Source organism: Rhizobium sp. M1 (assembly GCF_002531805.1).
In the GTDB taxonomy this organism is placed as follows: domain Bacteria; phylum Pseudomonadota; class Alphaproteobacteria; order Rhizobiales; family Rhizobiaceae; genus Rhizobium; species Rhizobium etli_C.
In genome coordinates this window covers 132310-151026 of record NZ_NWSW01000020.1, presented here as the reverse complement: position 1 = coordinate 151026, position 18717 = coordinate 132310, and the positions used below count along the sequence as shown (strand labels likewise).

15 protein-coding genes and 1 pseudogene are annotated in these 18717 nt (G+C 61.5%); 6 read left to right on the top strand and 10 right to left on the bottom strand.

Annotation, left to right across the window (positions count from 1 at the left end; genetic code table 11):
* Positions 1–664 (bottom strand): NAD(P)/FAD-dependent oxidoreductase (locus tag CO655_RS20770; protein ID WP_141514341.1); only part of this gene is annotated, 664 nt, incomplete at its 3' end.
* Between the two features lie 247 nt (positions 665–911).
* On the opposite strand from CO655_RS20770, the gene CO655_RS20765 reads away from it, so the two are divergent.
* Positions 912–1700, top strand: coding sequence for an SDR family oxidoreductase (locus CO655_RS20765; protein ID WP_097609038.1), 789 nt, complete (start codon positions 912–914; stop codon positions 1698–1700).
* Positions 1701–1714: 14 nt separating this feature from the next.
* Here CO655_RS20765 and CO655_RS20760 read toward each other — a convergent pair whose 3' ends face one another.
* A complete protein-coding gene (locus CO655_RS20760; RefSeq protein ID WP_097609039.1) occupies positions 1715–2593 on the bottom strand; it encodes an aminoglycoside phosphotransferase family protein in 879 nt (292 codons plus the stop codon).
* A gap of 291 nt (positions 2594–2884) precedes the next feature.
* On the opposite strand from CO655_RS20760, the gene CO655_RS20755 reads away from it, so the two are divergent.
* The 5 genes from CO655_RS20755 (at position 2885) to CO655_RS20735 (ending at position 10084) form a co-directional block, all read left to right on the top strand.
* Positions 2885–4168 (top strand): efflux RND transporter periplasmic adaptor subunit, encoded by a 1284-nt coding sequence (locus tag CO655_RS20755; RefSeq protein WP_097666281.1) that lies wholly within the window; start codon positions 2885–2887, stop codon positions 4166–4168.
* Positions 4165–7281 (top strand): efflux RND transporter permease subunit, encoded by a 3117-nt coding sequence (locus CO655_RS20750; protein WP_097666279.1) that lies wholly within the window; start codon positions 4165–4167, stop codon positions 7279–7281. Before CO655_RS20755 ends, CO655_RS20750 begins: the two co-directional genes overlap by 4 nt.
* A 227-nt stretch (positions 7282–7508) precedes the next feature.
* Positions 7509–8801, top strand: coding sequence for an Hsp70 family protein (locus CO655_RS20745; RefSeq protein ID WP_097666277.1), 1293 nt, complete (start codon positions 7509–7511; stop codon positions 8799–8801).
* A 68-nt stretch (positions 8802–8869) separates the two neighbouring features.
* The gene (locus CO655_RS20740; protein WP_097609043.1) at positions 8870–9760 is read left to right on the top strand and encodes a uracil-DNA glycosylase; all 891 of its coding nucleotides are present in this window, start codon (positions 8870–8872) and stop codon (positions 9758–9760) included.
* A gap of 132 nt (positions 9761–9892) precedes the next feature.
* The gene (locus CO655_RS20735; RefSeq protein WP_010035016.1) at positions 9893–10084 is read left to right on the top strand and encodes a hypothetical protein; all 192 of its coding nucleotides are present in this window, start codon (positions 9893–9895) and stop codon (positions 10082–10084) included.
* A gap of 213 nt (positions 10085–10297) precedes the next feature.
* Here CO655_RS20735 and CO655_RS20730 read toward each other — a convergent pair whose 3' ends face one another.
* The 8 genes and pseudogenes from CO655_RS20730 to CO655_RS20695 form a co-directional block, all read right to left on the bottom strand.
* Positions 10298–11260 (bottom strand): MBL fold metallo-hydrolase, encoded by a 963-nt coding sequence (locus CO655_RS20730; RefSeq protein WP_097666275.1) that lies wholly within the window; start codon positions 11258–11260, stop codon positions 10298–10300.
* A gap of 168 nt (positions 11261–11428) precedes the next feature.
* Positions 11429–12002: pseudogene (locus CO655_RS20725) on the bottom strand (NAD(P)(+) transhydrogenase (Re/Si-specific) subunit beta); the annotation flags it as partial.
* 174 nt (positions 12003–12176) lie between these two features.
* On the bottom strand, positions 12177–12794 hold the full coding sequence (locus CO655_RS20720; RefSeq protein ID WP_097666273.1) for a TetR/AcrR family transcriptional regulator: 618 nt from the start codon (positions 12792–12794) through the stop codon (positions 12177–12179).
* Between the two features lie 155 nt (positions 12795–12949).
* Entirely contained in the window at positions 12950–14383 is a 1434-nt protein-coding gene (locus tag CO655_RS20715; protein ID WP_097666271.1) for an NAD(P)(+) transhydrogenase (Re/Si-specific) subunit beta, read from the bottom strand.
* 20 nt (positions 14384–14403) lie between these two features.
* Positions 14404–15978 (bottom strand): Re/Si-specific NAD(P)(+) transhydrogenase subunit alpha, encoded by a 1575-nt coding sequence (locus CO655_RS20710; RefSeq protein ID WP_097666269.1) that lies wholly within the window; start codon positions 15976–15978, stop codon positions 14404–14406.
* 143 nt (positions 15979–16121) lie between these two features.
* The gene (locus CO655_RS20705) at positions 16122–16538 is read right to left on the bottom strand and encodes a RidA family protein (RefSeq protein WP_097666293.1); all 417 of its coding nucleotides are present in this window, start codon (positions 16536–16538) and stop codon (positions 16122–16124) included.
* Between the two features lie 171 nt (positions 16539–16709).
* A complete protein-coding gene (locus CO655_RS20700; protein ID WP_097666267.1) occupies positions 16710–17216 on the bottom strand; it encodes a cupin domain-containing protein in 507 nt (168 codons plus the stop codon).
* 155 nt (positions 17217–17371) lie between these two features.
* The gene (locus CO655_RS20695; protein ID WP_097666265.1) at positions 17372–18679 is read right to left on the bottom strand and encodes an MFS transporter; all 1308 of its coding nucleotides are present in this window, start codon (positions 18677–18679) and stop codon (positions 17372–17374) included.
* Between the last annotated feature and the right edge of the window lie 38 nt (positions 18680–18717).

The window sequence follows — 18717 nt, the reverse complement described above, 5'->3', positions numbered from 1 at the left end:
GCTCCTTGATGCCGATGCCGAATTTCTGCGGCTCGCGATCCTTCTGCAGGTCGAACTTGGCGATCAGCTGCTTGGCGAGCGAGCCGCGCACGCCCTCGCCGATCAGCGTGTATTTGCCGCGCAGCTCCATGCCGCGGGTGTAGTTCGGCCCCGGCTCGCCGCTCTTCTCGATGCCCATATCGCCGGTGGCAACCCCGATCACCGCGCCCTTGTCGTCGTAGAGCACCTCGGTTGCGGCAAAGCCCGGATAGATCTCGACGCCGAGTTCTTCGGCTTTGCCGGCCAGCCAGCGACAGACATTGCCGAGCGAGACGATGTAGTTGCCGTGCTTGTTCATCAGCGGCGGCATCATGCAATTCGGCAGGCGGATCGAGCCGGCCGGGCCGAGCAGCAGGAAATGGTCCGCGGTGACTTCCGTCTTGAAGGGATGATCGGCCTCATCGCGCCAGCCGGGCAGCAGCCGGTCGATGCCGATGGGATCGACGACGGCGCCCGAGAGGATATGGGCGCCAACCTCGGCCCCCTTCTCCAGCACGACGACCGACAGTTCCGGATTGACCTGCTTCAGCCGGATCGCCGCCGCAAGCCCGGCAGGGCCTGCTCCGACGATCACAACGTCGAATTCCATGCTCTCGCGCTCGGGCAGCTCAGTCGTCTCGCTCATTCACTCGTCTCCGCTTGGCCACCTGTGGCCATCATCCCATGGTCCCTGTCTTGTCAAAACGACGAAGCATTGTCGAGCCGGGATGCGACAGCCAATCCTCAATTCGCACAATGATATTCAGCCGATCCAAGATTTACAATAACGCTTACGTTAACGTCAATTAGGAAACCCCGATCGGGTTACCGTCCTCCCTTTCCTTTTTCGTCGCCTGCGCCTTATACATCGCTCGAAGACATTGGAGGATATCATGGATCTCGGCATCAAGGGCAAAAGGGCACTCGTTCTCGCCTCCTCACGCGGGCTCGGCCTCGGCATTGGCGTGGCGCTGGCGCGGGAGGGCGCAAACGTGTTGCTCTGCGGGCGTAGCGGCGAGCAGCTCGAGGCCAATTGCAAGGCAATCAACAGCGAAGGCAATGGCCGGGCTGACTGGATCTGGGCCGACCTCGCAGACGAGCGCTTCGTCGAGACGGCGAGGACGGCCGTGAAGGACAAATTCGGCGGCCTCGATATCCTCGTCAACAATACCGGCGGACCGACGCCCGGCACGACCGAGGAAATGACGGCCGAAAAACTCGAAACCTACTTCCTCTCCATGGTCGCCCGCGTGATCACCCTCACCAATGCACTGCTGCCTGATATGAAAGCGCAGGGCTGGGGCCGCATCCTGACGGTCGCCTCATCGGGCGTGATCGAGCCGATCGCCAACCTGGCGCTGTCGAATACGCTGCGCCCGGCGCTTGCCGGCTGGAGCAAGACGCTTGCCGCCGAAGTGGCGAGCTTCGGCATCACCACCAACCTGCTCCTGCCGGGCAGCATTCTGACGGCGCGGCTCGACGATCTCGATGGCGCCGCAGCAAAGCGCACCGGCAAAAGCCTCGAGGAGATCCGCGCCGACAAGGAGGCGCGCATTCCAGTCGGCCGCTACGGCCGGGTGGAGGAGTTTGCCGCAACGGCCGCCTTCCTCTGCAGCCAGCCGGCAAGCTACATCACCGGCTCGCTCATCCGCTGCGACGGCGGCGCGGCGCGATCCGTCTAGTCTCTAGAGGCTGCTCAGGCGCGCGCCGCCTGAGCAGCCCAGCTCGTCGCGCTGCGGATCATCTGCTCGACATTCCCCGGATCGTCGGCAAATTCGGCGAGTTCGGAAAGCCGGTGGAAGCCGGTCATGATCGTGATGCGCCGCCGGTCGAGCCGGCGGCCGGTCAGGATTTCATAGGCCGAGATGATGCGCGCGGTCAGATCGGGCGAGATGAAGTTCGAATAGACGAACTCCTGGTGCAACGGCCCGAAACCGGAATCGGCAAAATCGTAAAGGCCGTTGAGCCTGCCCTGCCGAAAGTCGAAGGCCATGTTCCATCCGTGGCCGTCGAAAAAGCCGTAGACCTTGCCGTAGGGATCCGGCGGCAGGAATTCGAAATCCGAAACGACGACCTCGGCAAAGCGCTGGATGTCAGCCGGCAGCAGCGGCAAAGCCTTCTTTCGTACCACGTCCGGCGATTGCCACGGCTGGATCGCCGTTGCGCCGGCCGCGCGCAGGCGGTCGGCGTCGAGCGCATGCAGCTCGGCGTAAAAACGCGCGAGATCATCCGCCAGACGCTGGCGGTCGCCCTCCCCGAGCGCATCGTAATCTTCGGCAATGAGGTGTTCGCCCTCCAGCTTGGCGTGGCTGGAGAAGATCGGCGGGCCGTCGTGAATGCGCATGTCGGGAACCGCAATCGACAGCGACGGCCTGATGATGTCGAGCAGGGCCGCTTCCCTCACCAGCGCCCTTTCGGCGCCGAGATGGCGGGGAAACTTGAAGATCAGCGTGTCGTCGACGTCGACCGCCATCGAATCCCAGCCCTTCGCCGCCAGCTTGAAGACGGAGGCCGTCAGTTGGGGAAACACGCTTATGATGAGAGAGCGAAATTCGCTGGCGTCCAACTCAGTCATGACGACCTGCCTCCTCTGTTTTTCCGCCGTTCTTTGCGTGCAGCGATCCGCGTGCGGGAACGGCATCAGCCTGCGCCGCGGACCGCCGGCAGTGCCGCCACGGAGCCGCGTCAAACGCACTCCTATTATATTAGTGTAGTTTGAGTATTACGGAATATTCATTACAAAATTTTAAGCCGTTATAACCACTTAGTGATCGCGACCGGGGAATTATGTCTTTTTTGCGCCGCAATATAAGCGGCTCAATCGGAGCATAAAATTCGCAACCCTTGCTCAACCCGGTTCTGCCCCATGAAGAAATTTTGGATCACCGTCAGTATTATCGCCGTTGCCGCCATCGGCCTCTGGCAATTCGGCAATCTGATCCCCTATGCCTCGCATATTCCCTACCTGTCGCAGCCGGCCGGCGGCAATGGCGGTGGTCAGCAGGCGCAGGCCGACCAGGCCCAGGACGGCGGACGGCATCAGGGCGGCGGGCGCAGACGCGGCGGTGGCGGCCCGACCGTCGTCAAAACCGTCGCAGCCGTCAAAACGACGCTGCCGATGGATGTGACGGCGTCCGGCTGGGCTGACGCCGATGACAACACCACCATCGCCGCCCAGGAACAGGGGCTGATCGTCAGCATCGCGGCGCAGGACGGGGCGACCGTCAAGGCCGGCGACCTGATCGCCAAGCTCGACGACCGGACGGCCAAGGCCGCCGTCGACAAGGACAATGCGATGATCGTGCGCGACACGGCGACGCTTTCAGAGGCCGAGACCGCGCTGGTGCGCGCCCAGGATCTGTTCGACCAGAAGGCCGGCACCCAGCAGAGCCTCGATCAGGCGAGAGCCGCCCGCGACACTGCCGCAGCGACGGTCGATGCGGATAAGGCAACACTTGCCTCCGATCAGATCCTGCTCGAGCATACCGATATCCGCGCGCCCTTCGACGGCCGGCTCGGCGATATCGCCGTCAGCAAGGGCGCCTTCCTCAATGCCGGCGCGGCCATCGTCACCATCGCCAAGTACGATCCGATCTATGTGAAATTCCACTTGCAGGAACGTTATCTGCGCGAGTTGAAGAAGGCACTCGCAGCCGGACCGGTCGAGGTCAGCACGGCGCCCAATTCCACCAAGGGGCAGGTCCGCAAGGGCGAGATCAGCTTCTATGACAACACGGTCGACACCGCCTCCGGCACGATCCTCGCCAAGGCGAAATTCGAGAATGCCTCCGGCGCGCTCTGGCCCGGCCAGTCGGTCAATATCGTCGTGCATTTCAACAGCAAGGAACAGCAGGTGGTGGTGCCGACGGTTGCCGTCAGCCCCGGCCCGGACGGCTTCTTCGCCTTCGTCGCCAAGGACGGCAAATCGCATCTGATGCCGGTCACCGTCGCCCGCGCCAATGGCGGCTTCACCGCCATCGAATCGGGCCTTTCCGAAGGCGACCATGTCGTCGTCGAGGGTCAGGGCCAGCTCAGCGATCAGCAGGCGATCCACGAAGAGTTCGACGAAAAGGCGCTCAATGTCGCCTCCGCCGACGCGCCTCGGCAGCCGCAGCAGTCCGAGACGATCACGGTGGGAGCGCAGCAATGATCCCGAATTTCTGCATCCAGCGCCCGGTTGCCACGACGCTGCTTGCCATCGGCGTCATTCTGGCCGGCCTTGCCGGCTACCGGCTCGTGCCGGTCGCGGCCCTGCCGCAGGTCGATTTTCCGACGATCAACGTTTCGGCGCAGCTGAGCGGCGCCTCGCCGCAGACGATGGCGACGTCGGTCGCCACGCCGCTGATCAAGCAGTTCGAGACCATTCCCGGCATCAGCGAGATCAGCGCCTCGAGCTCGCTCGGCAGCACCAGCATCGTGCTGCAGTTCGACCTCAACCGTGATATCGACGCGGCCGCGGCCGACGTGCAGGCGGCGATCTCGCACGCCACCCGGCAGCTGCCCGACAATCTGACGACCCCGCCGAGCTACCGCAAAACTAACCCGGCCGATGCGCCGGTCATGCTGCTCTCGGTGCAGAGCAACACCATACCGCGCAGCAAGCTCGACGAGATCGCCGAAGACATCATCTCGCCGTCGCTGTCGACGCTTCCGGGCGTCGCCCAGGTCAGCGTCTTCGGGGCGCAGACCTATGCGGTGCGCGTCGAGGTCGACCCCAACAAGTTGCTCACCCGCGGCATCGGCATCGACACCGTCAACAAGGCGCTTTCTGCCGCCAACAGCCAGCAGCCTGTGGGCACGCTGCAGAACAACGCGCAGAGCATGACCATCACCGCGAATACGCAGCGCACCAATGCCGAACAGTTCCGCTCGCTGGTCATCGCCAATCCGAACGGCGCGCCGATCCATCTCGGCGATGTCGCCGATGTGCAGGACGGCGTCGAGAACCAGTATACCGGCAGCTGGTATGACGGGCAGCGCGGCATCATCCTCGCCATTCAGCGGCAGCCGGATGCCAATACGGTCGACGTCGTCGACGCCATCAACGCCAAGCTGCCGCAGCTTCACGCCGAAATCCCGGCTTCGGTCACGACTGTTGTCATGAATGACGCCGCAAAACCCATCCGTGCGGCCATCGCCGACGTGAAATTCACGCTGTTCCTGACGATCGGCCTCGTCGTCCTGGTCATCTATCTCTTCACCGGCCATGCGACGGCGACGATCATTCCGGGGCTTGCCGTTCCACTGTCCCTGATTTCGACCTTCGGCATGATGTATGTGCTCGGCTACAGCATCGACAATATCTCGCTGCTCGGGCTGACGCTCGCGGTGGGGCTGGTGGTCGACGACGCCATCGTCATGCTGGAAAACATCCTGCGCCATGTCGAGGAAGGCATGCCGGTGCGGGAAGCGGCGATCAAGGGAGCGGGCGAAGTCAGCTACACCATCATTTCGATGTCGGTTTCGCTGATCGCCGTCTTCATCCCGATCCTGCTGATGGGCGGCGTCGTCGGCCGCGTGTTCAACGAATTCGGCATGGTGGTCGCCATCGCCATCATCTCGTCGGCCATCGTCTCGCTGACCGTGACGCCGATGCTCGGTTCGCGCCTCTCCAACAATCACAGCCGGCCGCCGCTCTTGATCCGCCTCTTCGATGCCGGCTTCGAGCGGACGCTCAGCGGCTACGACCGAGCGGTCGGCTGGTGCCTGCGCCATCGCGTCACGATCCTCGGCGTGTTTCTCGGTTCGGTGGCGCTGACGATCTACTTCTTCATGACACTGCCGACGAGCTTCTTCCCGCAGGAGGATATCGGCCGCCTGACGATCAGCACCCAAGCCCGCCAGGATATTTCCTACTCGGCCATGGAGGCGCTGCAGCAGCAGGCGGCAGCCGCCGTCAAGGCGAACCCGGCGGTCAACCACGTGATGTCGACGATCGGCGGCAACCCGAACAAGCCGCAGAACAACGGCTCGATGTTCGTCGAGCTGAAGGACAAGAAGGAGCGTCCGCCGCTCGACCAGACGCTGCGCGAGCTGCGCACGGCGATCAACAAGATTCCCGGATTGCAGGCCTTCGTGACGCCGAACCAGAGCCTGCGGTTCGGCGGCCGCCAGACCGCCAGCCAGTATCAGCTGGTGGTGCAGGCGCTGAGCGCCGACCAGACCAACCTCTGGGCCGGCAAGATCCAGGCGGCGATGCGTAAGGACCGGCTGTTCACCGACGTCACCTCGGACGCCCAGAACAACGCCCTGCAGGCCAATATCGTCATCGATACCGAGCGGGCGGCCGCTTACGGGATCGACAATGACACGCTGCGCACGACGCTGCAGGAATCCTTCAGCGGATATACCGCGGCGGAGATCCAGTCGACCGGCGACAGCTACGACGTCATCGTCGAATACGATACGAGCAAACCCTGGGACGATCAGAAACTGGCGGAAATCCGTGTCGCCTCGTCGAATGGCAGCCTGGTGCCGCTTTCGAATTTCGCGCATGTCGAGCGCACCACCGGCCCTGTTACCATCAACCAGACGGGCCAGCTCGTCTCGACCACCGTCTCCTTCAACCTGCCGGAGGGCGTCTCGCTTAGCGACGCGACGGCGGCGATCGATGAGATCAAGAAGGAGATCAGCCTGCCGACCGATGTCTTCACCTCCTATGGCGGCACGGCGGAAATCTTCCAGCAGTCGCAGGGCAATACGCCCTACCTGATCCTGGCGGCCGTCTTGACCATCTATGTCGTGCTCGGAGTGCTCTATGAAAGCTTCATCCATCCGCTGACCATTCTCTCCGGCCTGCCGGCGGCGGCCTTCGGCGCGCTGCTGGCCTTGAAGGTCATGGGCTTCGATCTGTCGATCATCGCCCTCATTGGCCTGCTGATGCTGATCGGCATCGTCAAGAAGAACGCGATCATGATGATCGACGTGGCGGTGGAGACCATGCGCACAACCGGCGAAAAGGCGACGGCGGCGATCCACGAGGCCTGCGTGCGGCGCTTCCGGCCGATCATGATGACGACCTTCTGTGCCCTGCTCGGCGCCCTGCCGATCGCGCTCGGCACCGGCGCAAGCTCGGAACTGCGCCAGCCGCTCGGCATCGCCGTCGTCGGCGGCCTCGTCGTCTCGCAGTTGCTGACGCTGTTCATCACCCCTGTCATCTTCGTCGAGATGGACCGGTTCGGAAACTTCCTCGGCCGGTTGATGGGCGGCACGAAGCTCGATGAGCCGGAGTTGCAGGAGGCCAGGGCAATGGCTGCCGAATGATGACGGCCCTCTGATTTCGGTATCGCCAACCCTTGCGGCGCACGTCTTCTCCCCCGGGCATTTCTTCCCCAGGGAGAACACGTGCGCCTTCGATCACATCAACTTTCGATCCTCTTGAATGTGTCACGCCTCTGTGGCATCACCCGCCCTCCTGAATCCGGGCGTCCTTTCGCCCTTCGCGGAGCAACGCTCCGTCTCCATAACAATCGGCATGAAGAGGTGCGGGCATGGCTCAGGCGCTGGGTTTGGACTTCGGCACGACGAATACGGTTCTCGCCATGGCGGATGGCGGGGCAACGCGCTCGATGGCGTTCACGAGCACGGCGGGAACGGCCGACAGCATGCGCACGGCGCTTTCCTTCATGAAGGATGCCCAGCTCGGCGCCTCGGCGCTGAAGGTGGAGGCGGGCCATGCGGCGATCCGCCAATTCATCGACAATCCCGGCGAGTGCCGCTTTCTGCAGTCGATCAAGACCTTTGCCGCAAGCGCGCTGTTCCAGGGCACGCTGATCTTTGCCAAGCGCCATAATTTCGAGGACCTGATGGAGGTCTTCGTGCGGCGCCTGCGCAACTATGCCGGCGACAGCTGGCCTTCCGATGTCAGCCGCATCGTCACCGGTCGTCCGGTGCATTTCGCCGGCGCCAGCCCCGATCCTGATCTGGCGACCGAACGCTACAACGAGGCGCTGTCGCGCTTCGGTTTTCCCGAAATCCACTATGTCTACGAGCCGGTCGCCGCCGCCTTCTACTTCGCGCAGAACCTCAAGCAGGATGCGACCGTGCTGGTCGCCGATTTCGGCGGCGGCACCACCGACTATTCGCTGATCCGCTTCGAGACCGTCGCCGGCAGGCTGACGGCCACGCCGATCGGCCATTCCGGCGTCGGCGTCGCCGGCGACCATTTCGACTACCGGATGATCGACAACATCGTCGCGCCGCTGATCGGCAAGGGCAGCCATTTCAAGAGCTTCGACAAGGTTCTCGAAGTGCCGTCCAACTATTATTCCAGCTTCGGCCGCTGGAACCAGCTGTCGATCTTCAAGACCACGCGCGAATTCGAGGATCTGAAGAAGCTGGTGCGCACCAGCCTGGAGCCGGAAAAGCTGGAGATCTTCATCGATCTCATCGACCATGACGAAGGCTACCCACTCTATCAGGCGGTCTCGGCGACGAAGATGGCGCTTTCGGCCGCCGAGGAGGCGCCTTTCGATTTCGCGCCGCTTGGCCGCGGCGGCCGCCGCAGCATCAAGCGCAGCGATTTCGAAGGTTGGATCGCCGAGGATCTCGCCCGCATCGAAGGCGCGCTCGACGAGGTGCTCGACAAGACCGAGACGAAGGCTGCCGAGATCGACAAGGTGTTCCTCACCGGCGGCACCTCCTTCGTGCCGGCGGTGCGCCGCATCTTCACCGAGCGCTTCGAGCGCGACCGGATCGAAAGCGGCGGCGAACTGCTGTCGATCGCCCATGGCCTGGCGCTGATCGGCGAGCGCGACGACATCGCGCAATGGACTGTGCAATAAAGCCGGCAGGAGCGGCCAATGTGCCGCCTGCCCTTTCAATGCCCATTTCTCTCCGTTAAGCTTGCCGCATGATCTCCGCCAACGACCTTTCCCCCGCCGAGCTGGCAGCGCTTCTGCATTTCCATGCGGATGCCGGCGTGGAATGGCTGCTGGAGGAAGAGGCGGTCGACCGCTTCGCCGAGTTCGAGGCGATGAAGGCGGCGCGCCGTCCGGCGTCGGCGCAGCAGGAACGTCCCGCGGTCGGAGAGCGCCCAAACAGCGGAGAACGCCAGACATTGCCGCGCCCGACGGCAGCAGCGCGTCCGGCCCCGGTCTCCGGCCCGCAACCGGCGATTCCCGACGGCGAGGCGGTGCAGCAGGCGCGCTTCGTCGCCGAAGCGGCGCGATCGCTGGCAGAGCTCAAGACCGCGATCGAAGCCTTCAACGGCTGCAATCTCAAGCACAGCGCCCGCTCGACCATCTTTGCCAGCGGCGATGCCGAAAGCGGCATCATGGTGATCGGCTCGGCGCCGAGCGCCGAAGACGATCGGGAAGGCCTGCCCTTCTCGGGTAAGTCCGGCCAGTTGTTCGACAAGATGCTGGCGGCGATCGGGCTCAGCCGCTCGAGCGTTCTGCTGACGCAGGTCATTCCCTGGCGCCCGCCCGGCAACCGGGCGGCGTCGGCGGCCGAGATCGACATCTGCCGGCCCTTCATCGAGCGCCAGATCGCGCTCGCCGAACCGCAGGCGATCCTGCTGCTCGGCAACTTCGCGGCGCGATTCTTCCTCGGGGAAAACGATACGATTCACGGCCTGCGCGGCCGCTGGAAGGACATCGTCATCGCCGATCGCGCCATTCCGGCCATCGCCAGCCTGCATCCTCAGGATCTGTTAACCGCACCCGTCAACAAGCGGCTGGCCTGGAACGATCTTCTCGCCTTTCAGGCAAAACTCAAATCCCTCTCTCTGCTCAGAAATTAGCCTGACTTGAATAATTTATGAAGCGCACCATGCATTTTTCGCATAGCTGCATCGCGCCAGCATGCATTGTAGAATCTATGTTGCACTGCAATATAAGCCTGTGTCTTGGGAGGAATCACAGGAACCAAGGCCATGAACAAGAGATTTCGTCCTATCCATTCCGGGTTTGAAACCCTTCGCCTTGCCGGCGACCAGCTTCGCTCCACACATGGTTACAGCCGCTTCGGCTTCGCCACGAACGAACAGATGATCGCCCGCGGCACCGGCATCAACAGCCGCACGGCGCGCCCGAACGCCATTTTCTCGGACTTCCAGCAATATTGAGCGGCAGGCGCATTGCCTGCCCTTTGATCGGGCCGCCTGCCTCACCGAGGTAATCGGAGCGAAGTAGGATTGCATGGCAACCCAGTGGTTTGCTGTCTTCAATCGGCCCGCATGTCGCCGGCAAAGCTCATCCAAGTCACAATCTCCGGGATTGGTGTCGTGCTCGAATTGAGAGCAGGGCTTCGGAGGAATGCGCGATGCTAATATCGAAAATTAGATCGACGGCACATAAGCATAGGTTCTGTCTCCGTTGTTGCGCACGTGACCGAGTCCCGGAAACGGGAGGTGTGCGCCACCGACCATATATCGGTTCCGTGCCGCATCGTCGAAGACGAGCCAATGCTCCTGTTCGGCCTCGACCGGATCGACGTCGTAACCGATTGTCACAGTTGGATCGACGAACTGAACTGCGGCAACGTGGACGATATCACCCCACACAAGGAGTTTCTCACCCTTGCTCTCCACCTCGTACATCGTGTGTCCGGGGGTATGTCCATAGGCCGGCCGAGCTCGAATGCCAGGGATTAGGTCGGCACTGCCTTCAAACGTATTGAGCTTGCCAGCTTTTATGTAGGGAGACAACGAAGCCGCAGTGGCCTGGAAGAAGCGCTTCGCCTCTGCCGGAGCAGCTCGCATGTTTTCATCGCTCAGCCAGTAGTCCGTGTCGCGCTTGTCCGCGCGAACAACAGCGTTCCGGAAAGCGCGCTCTCCCCCGACGATCAGACCACCGATGTGATCGGTATGCATGTGCGTCAGGTAGACCTCGTCCACCTGCTCCGGCCGGTAGCCTGAGGCACGAAGATTGTACAGCAGCTTGCCGGTATGTGGGCCTAATAGAGTGCCGGCGCCTGCGTCGACCAGCACCAGCTTCTCACCCGTATTGATAAGAAAGGAATTGTGAGAAGTCTCTACCTGTTCTCCGAGAAAGCCGCCTTTCAGAGCGTCGGCAATTCGTGAGGAATTACCTCGCAGCAGTTTCATGGCCGCAAGCGGGTTTTTGCCGTCAGACAGCACCGTCACCTCATAGTCACCAACCATCAAACGATGGAATTCGGGTGCCTCACTCTTTACCATCGGAGCATCAGCAAATAGCGGGCCAGGGATCGCGCACCCTATGCAGAGGCACGACGCGATGAGGAGGGAGCGGCGCGTAGGATCGATCGGTCGGTTCTTCATCGTGGTTGCCTCCTTGGCTGTCGTTACGGACCGGTGGCGCGATGACGCGAATATTCGAGAGGATGAAGTGTCGCCGGCCCCAGTTCTGAATGGGCTCAGGTTGCACCGGCGCTTTACATTCGTCTAATTCAGAGTTCGACGGTACCATTATAACAATTATGAATGACCTCAGGAGCGAACCCGCTCCCAGTTCGTCATTGCCAGCAAATCACCAATCGATTTCTTCGCATCGCCATAGAACATGCGAGTGTTCTCCTTGAAGAACAGCGGGTTCTCGATGCCGGAATTGCCGGTTCCTGACCCCGCTTGGAGACGAACACCTGCCTTGCCTTCCACACTTCAAGAACCGGCATGCCGGCGATCGGTGAATTGGAATCTTCCTGAGCTGCCGGGTTGACGATGTCGTAAGGGACCTTGACCTCGGCAAGCGCCATGCCGTAGCCGGGCACAATGATGACGCTGTCGGCATCGTTGAGCGCAGCCGCCACGCCATCCGCATCGATGGCGATCTGCTCGCCGAGAATCTCCATTTGCGGTCCGCTGGTCGTGCCGAAGCCGCCGAGGATGACTGAAAGCAGCGGTTCATCGCCTGCACATGCTATAGGAAAGGATCGCGCCGGAGGAGCCGACAAAGGGCGCCGGTGACGATCAGCAGATCGTTGCCGAGCGAAAAGCCGATCGCTGCTGCGGCCCAGCCGGAATAGGAGTTCAGCTTCCTCGGTGGTATGGCGGCGATGACAGGGCTGATTGGCATCGGCATTTCAAGCACATTGGCTTGATCGCCCACTATTTGACCACAAATCACCACGCAACATCCCGATGTCTTGCTGCTGTCAATCGCCATCCCACATGGAGTCCCCTCCGGGCTTTTTTGCTGCCGCCAGCTCTCTGGCCGACGCGGCGCGGCAAGGAGACCTCATTTCGAGACAGCGGTGGTGGCGTTGGCTCGATGGGAGTCACAGTACATTGAACCTAGAACGATCTTCAACAGGTCCCCGGGCGCGCCGTCCTTAAGGAAGCTGGAAATACCGCTATATGTCAGTTCAAGGACTATGCCGCCGATGTAGAATGCACTGGCAGGTGGCCGCAGTACCAGACCCAGTTTTCGGATAAGGATTTTTCCTACGCCCTCCCATTGATCCCGAAAAAGCTTGATTTGGCGGCCCCCCAACATCTCGTCATCTTGCGCCCTGCGCAGCAACTCGATGGCAAGCAAGCCCCACCTCCGGTCCCCTCCCCGTTCGCTCGCCCAGTTCGCCAACACATCGATCAGCTCTTCCGGATTGTCGTATTTGTCCAGAAGCTCGGTTAATTCCGTGACGTCGCGACCTGCATTGCCTTCAAGGAGTTGAATGAAAATGTCCTCCTTGTTTGCAAAATTCGAATAAAACGCTCCTTTGGAAAACCCAGCGTCCTCGGCGATGCGCTCGATCGACGCTCCGCCGTAACCAAACCGGGCCATCATCTCATAAGCGGATTCGAGAAGTTTGTCTCTCGTAAGTGCTTGACTTTGCTCACGCGTCAGTCGTGCCATTCGCTTTCCTACCGATACGGGTCCAGACACTGAGGTGGTCATACAATAGCCGTAGCAAACAAATGACTTCCACGGGACCATCATCACAAGCGTGAATGATGTACAGCCTGCGCGATCGCTGAAAAGTCTTGCCGAAGCGCCTCAGCGAATTCGCTTCAGTTCGTCATTGCCAGCAATTCACCAATCGACTTCTTCGCATCGCCGTAAAACATGCGGGTGTTCTCCTTGAAGAACAGCGGGTTCTCGATGCCGGAATAGCCGGTTCCTTGACCGCGCTTGGAGACGAAAACCTGCTTGGCCTTCCAAACTTCGAGGACCGGCATGCCCGCGATCGGCGAATTGGGATCTTCCTGAGCTGCCGGGTTGACGATGTCGTTGGAGCCGATGACGATGACCACATCGGTTTCGTGGAAGTCGTCGTTGATCTCGTCCATCTCAAGCACGATGTCGTAAGGGACCTTGGCCTCGGCAAGCAGCACGTTCATGTGTCCGGGCAGGCGTCCGGCAACCGGATGGATGGCGAAGCGGACGTTCTTGCCGGCAGCGCGCAGCCTGCGGGTGAGTTCGGAAACAGCTTGTTGAGCCTGAGCGACCGCCATGCCGTAGCCGGGCACGATGATGACGCTGTCGGCATCGTTGAGCGCAGCCGCCACGCCATCCGCATCGATGGCGATCTGCTCGCCGACGATCTCCATTTGCGGTCCGCTGGTCGCGCCGAAGCCGCCGAGGATGACCGAGACGAAGGAGCGGTTCATCGCCTTGCACATGATATAGGAAAGGATCGCGCCGGAGGAGCCGACCAGGGCGCCGGTGACGATCAACAGGTCATTGCCGAGCGAAAAGCCGATCGCCGCAGCCGCCCAGCCGGAATAGGAGTTCAGCATCGACACCACCACCGGCATATCGGCGCCGCCGATGCCCATGATCAAGTGATAGCCGATGAAGAAGGCGAGCGCCGTCATCAGGCCGAGCGTCCAGACGCCTTCGCCATTCACATACATCATGAGCAGGATCAGCGAGCCGATCGCTGCACCGGCATTGAGGAAATGGCCGCCCGCCAGCTTTTTCGCCTTGCCGTCCACTCGACCGGCAAGTTTGCCGAAGGCAATGACCGAACCGGTGAAGGTGACAGCACCGATGAAGACGCCGAGGAAGACTTCAGCCTTCATGATGATGAGTTCTACTGGCGTCTTATGGGCAAGGATACCGGCAAAGCCGTCGAGCGCCGCGCGGGCCGCCTCATCCATGCCGGCGACATTCGCGGCCTCCATATGGGCATTGAAGCCGATGAACACGGCAGCCAGGCCGACGAAGGAATGCAGCGCCGCGACCAACTGGGGCATTTCCGTCATTTGCACGCGGTTGGCCACATAGGTCCCGAATACCGCGCCGCCGGCAATCACCAGGAGAATGACCAACCCGTTGCCAACACCCGGGCCAAGCACGGTGGCGGTGACCGCAAGGCCCATGCCGACGATGCCGTACCAGACGGCACGCTTAGCGCTTTCCTGGCCGGACAATCCGCCAAGCGACAGGATGAAGAAAACTGCGGCTGCAATATAGGCGGCCGAAACGATACCGATAGTCATTTCTGAAGTTCCCTACCCGCTCAAGACTTCTGGAACATGGCGATCATGCGCCGCGTGACGAGGAAGCCGCCGACAATGTTGATGGTGGCAATCAGCAGCGAGAGCGCCGCCAGCACCACCACCAGCCAATGACCGGACCCGATCTGCAGGAACGCCCCGATGATGACGATGCCGGAAACCGCGTTCGTCACGGCCATCAGCGGCGTGTGCAGTGAATGCGACACGTTCCAGATGACCTGGAAACCGATAAAGCAGGAGAGCACGAAGACGACGAAGTGGTTCATGAAGGTGGCCGGAGCATAGGCGCCGACGAGAAGCAGCAGCGCGGCTCCCGCAGCCAAAAGCACACCCTGCTTCTTCGTCTGCGCTTTGAAGGCGGCCGCCTCCTTGGCTCGCCGCTCCTCCGGCGTCAGTTCCTTCGGCTTTTCCCTGGGTTTCTGCGCGGCGATCGCCTGGATCTTCGGAGGTGGCGGTGGATAGGTGATCTCGCCCTGGTAGGTGACGGTGGCGCCGCGGATGACATCGTCTTCCATATTGTGGACGAGCTGGCCGTCCTTACCTGGCGTCAGGTCTGCCAGCATGTGGCGGATATTCGTCGCGTAAAGCGTCGAGGCCTGGGCGGCCATACGGCTCGGGAAGTCCGTATAACCGATGACAATGACGCCATTGTCGGAAACGACGCGCTCATCGGCGACCGTCAGCTCGCAATTGCCGCCACGCTCGGCGGCGAGGTCGACCACAACCGATCCGGGCTTCATCATCGCCACCATGTCGGCAAGCCAGAGTTTTGGAGCATCTCGCCCGGGGATCAGCGCCGTGGTGATGACGATATCGATCTCAGGCGCAAGTTTGCGAAACTTGGCCAACTGCTTCTCCCGGAACTCCGGCGAGGACGGCGCGGCATATCCGCCGCTCGCCGCGCCATCCTGTTGCACTTCGTCGAAGTCGAGGTAAACGAACTCGGCGCCCATCGACTCGATCTGCTCGGCCACCTCCGGCCTTACATCGAATGCATAGGCGATGGCACCCAGTGAAGTCGCCGTGCCGATCGCCGCGAGCCCGGCAACCCCGGCGCCGATCACCAGCACCTTTGCCGGCGGCACCTTGCCGGCGGCCGTCACCTGGCCTGTGAAGAAACGACCGAAATTGTTGCCGGCCTCGATGACGGCGCGATAGCCGGCGATATTGGCCATGGAGGACAGGGCATCCATTTTCTGTGCGCGGGAAATGCGCGGCACCATATCCATGGCGATGACGTTGGCGCCGCTAGACCGGGCCTGTTCGAGAAGAGCGTTGTTCTGGCCCGGATAAAAGAACGAGATGAGCGTCTTTCCACTGCCGAGGCGATCGAGTTCGGCGGCTTCGGGCGGGCGGACCTTTATCAAGACATCCGCTGTCTCATAGACCTCTGTCGCCGTGGCAACGATTGTCACATCGGCCGCGCGGTAGGCTTCGTCGGAGAAACCGGCTTGCCTTCCGGCCCCTGCTTCAATGACGCACCCATAACCCAGCTTCTTCAGCTGGAGAGCCGCTTCCGGCGTAAGAGCGACGCGGGCTTCATTCTTGGCAACTTCTTTCGTTGCGCCGATCTGCATCATAATTTCCCCCTCCACGATCGTTCCGTGGTCGCCAGTTAGGCGTTCTACGCCTTGGTTTTAGCGGATGAATGCAAGTGCCAGAGCTCACGGCGGCGACGTTCGACGCGGCCGGATTTTGGTAAAGCGACCTGCCATCGACATCAGTCCACCCTTCCGATCACCGCCATGAAATCGCACTGAACCAGCGAAGGGCCCTCCACCAGCAAGGGCTGAGAGTGTCGAGCCGGCCGGGTTTCGGGATCTGGAAACATGCGCACCCATTCCGCGTTCACCGGACCGCGGTTGTCGCGGTCGCGCAGGTAGATCGTCATCTTGATAATGTCCTCGGCGCTGCCGCCGGCAGCCTCCACGATCGCTTTCATGTTTGCGAATACGTGGGCGCACTGGGAGGGCAGGTCCTCCGGCATGGTACGCGTCTCGCGGTCTACCCCATGTATCGCACCCGATACGATCAGGTTACCGATCCGGCAAGCGTTCGGCACCGGGTACTTGTGGGCGAGGCCATCGACGGTGATACTCCTGCGGCGGCTTGCGGCGGCGCTCGCCTTCGTCCCCATGTCGGTCGGATCGGGCATTGACGATTGAGACATCTGTTTTCCTTTCATTAAGTGCTTTTCTCTGTTGCCCGGAGTGCATGTTTCGGCAGCCATGTCCGCCCTCTGGGAAAGGCTATGACACCAGTCTCCACGCATGCCTGCCTGCAAGCGCTCTCCTGGCGGGATATGGACCTATTTCGTGACCGCGCCTGGCGCATCGGCCGGATTCGCGTAGCTCGTGCCGCTCGGCCCATATCCGGTTATCGCGACGAGAGTGGGCTCGTCTCGCGTCTCCCCGAAGTGGTTGGCGTTGGCGGGCTCAGTGTAGATCCCTCCCGCCGGCAACCTATTGAGCTTGGCTTCATTGTAGGTGTCGCCAAACCCAACGTAGAAGGTTCCCGACAAGACAGTTACGAACCGGGAGTCTGGGTGTGACAGCGGCATGATGCGCTTGTGGGGCTCGAGGTGCAGCAGAACGGTATAAAGTCCAGGCTTCGTCGGATCGCCGTAGAGTACCTTTGCGCTCTGGCCGCCGACCTGAGACACACCGACTGTCTTCGACGCGCTCTCAGTGATGGAAAGCTGCTGCGGTGTTGCGACAATGATTTGCATGGGTCCGCCCGCATCTTGGGCCTCTGCCGTTCCCGCCTGTGTGATCAGGGTCATCGCGCAAAACAGCAGCGGAAAAATCGATTTCATCACTCACTCCTTGTTCTGAGAAACGGACGCCTCCAGGCTCCATCGGAAGTGGTCGAATTTGTCCAGCATCCCTAAGCAGATGCGCTTGGCGGACCTTGGACATTTCGCTTGGTGAGAAGCCCGGCGGCCGGTTCCGCCTGGCTTTTCGGGGACGGTCAGGGCTTGCCGGGAGCAGTTTGTTCCGACACTGCGATCGACGGGCCCTGCTCCTCGGCAGCCGGTCCCATGCTTGGCGTAAGCCGAATGCCTTTCGTTTCCGGGAGCAGCAGCGTTGCGACGATCGCGATGCTGTAGCCGAGCAATGCGATCAAGCCGATGGCCTCCGCCAATGTGATCCACTGTGCCAAGATGCCGATGCAGGAGACCGCGATGGCACCGGCGGCCTTGCCGAAGTTGTAGGCGAAGCTCTGACCACTGCCACGCACCGCCGTTGGGAACAGCTCCGTGAAAAAGGGGCCAAGTGCGGCATAGTTTCCGATCGTGAAAAAGCCGAATGGCACTCCCATCAAGATGAGTCCCCAACCTGAGAGCGGCAGGAACATATAGGCGATGGTCACGAGCCACGAGCAGACCAGAAACAATTGAAATGTGCGGCGCCGGCCGAGCACGTCGGACAAATACGCACTCGCCAGGAAACCGAAGAAGGAGCCGCCCGTAACCAGGAAGATGTAATAGCCGGAGGCGCTGGGCGAGAGATGACGGACCGTTTTCATGAACGTCGGCAGCCAGTTGACGATCGCGCCGCCGACACCAACGACGCCGAAGGCCAGCAGCGACGCCAGGATTGTCACGCGCAGAACGCCAGGGCCGAAGATCGCACTGAGGCCCGGGTCGCGGCCACTAGCCTTAATCGCAGCACGGGTCTGTTGATAAAGCTCCGGCTCCTCCAGCGATCGGCGCAGGTAAAGCACCAGAAAGCCAGGCAGCACGCCAATCATCAGCAGGGTCCGCCACGCATATTCCGCCGGTATGTGGGCGAGAACGATACCGGCCAAGATTGCCGCCGCGCTCCAGCCGACGCCGAAGCCGCTTTGAACGCTTCCCACCGCCTTGCCGCGATGAGCAGGCCGGATGATCTCGCCCATCAGCACCGCGCCGGCCGCCCACTCACCGCCAAACCCCAACCCCTGCAACACCCTCACGATGATGAGTTGTTCGAAATTTTGCGTGAAGGCCGCGAGGAAGGTGAAGACCGAGAACCATAAAATGGTGAATTGCATGATGCGGACGCGGCCAAACCGGTCCGCCAGATAGCCGCACGCCCACCCGCCCACTGCCGCAGAAATGAGTGTGGCTGTAGCGAGATAGCCCGCCTGCGCCGTCGACATGCCCCAGGCGGCGATCAGCACCGGAAGCACGAAGCTGAAGAGCTGTGCATCCATCGCGTCTACCGCCCATCCCGCAAAGCATCCCCAGAACGTATTTCGCTCTCGTTTTGTTAACTCACGATACCAGCTGAACATTTCGATCTCCTCCCAATGTTGAATTCCCGGCTCGGCCG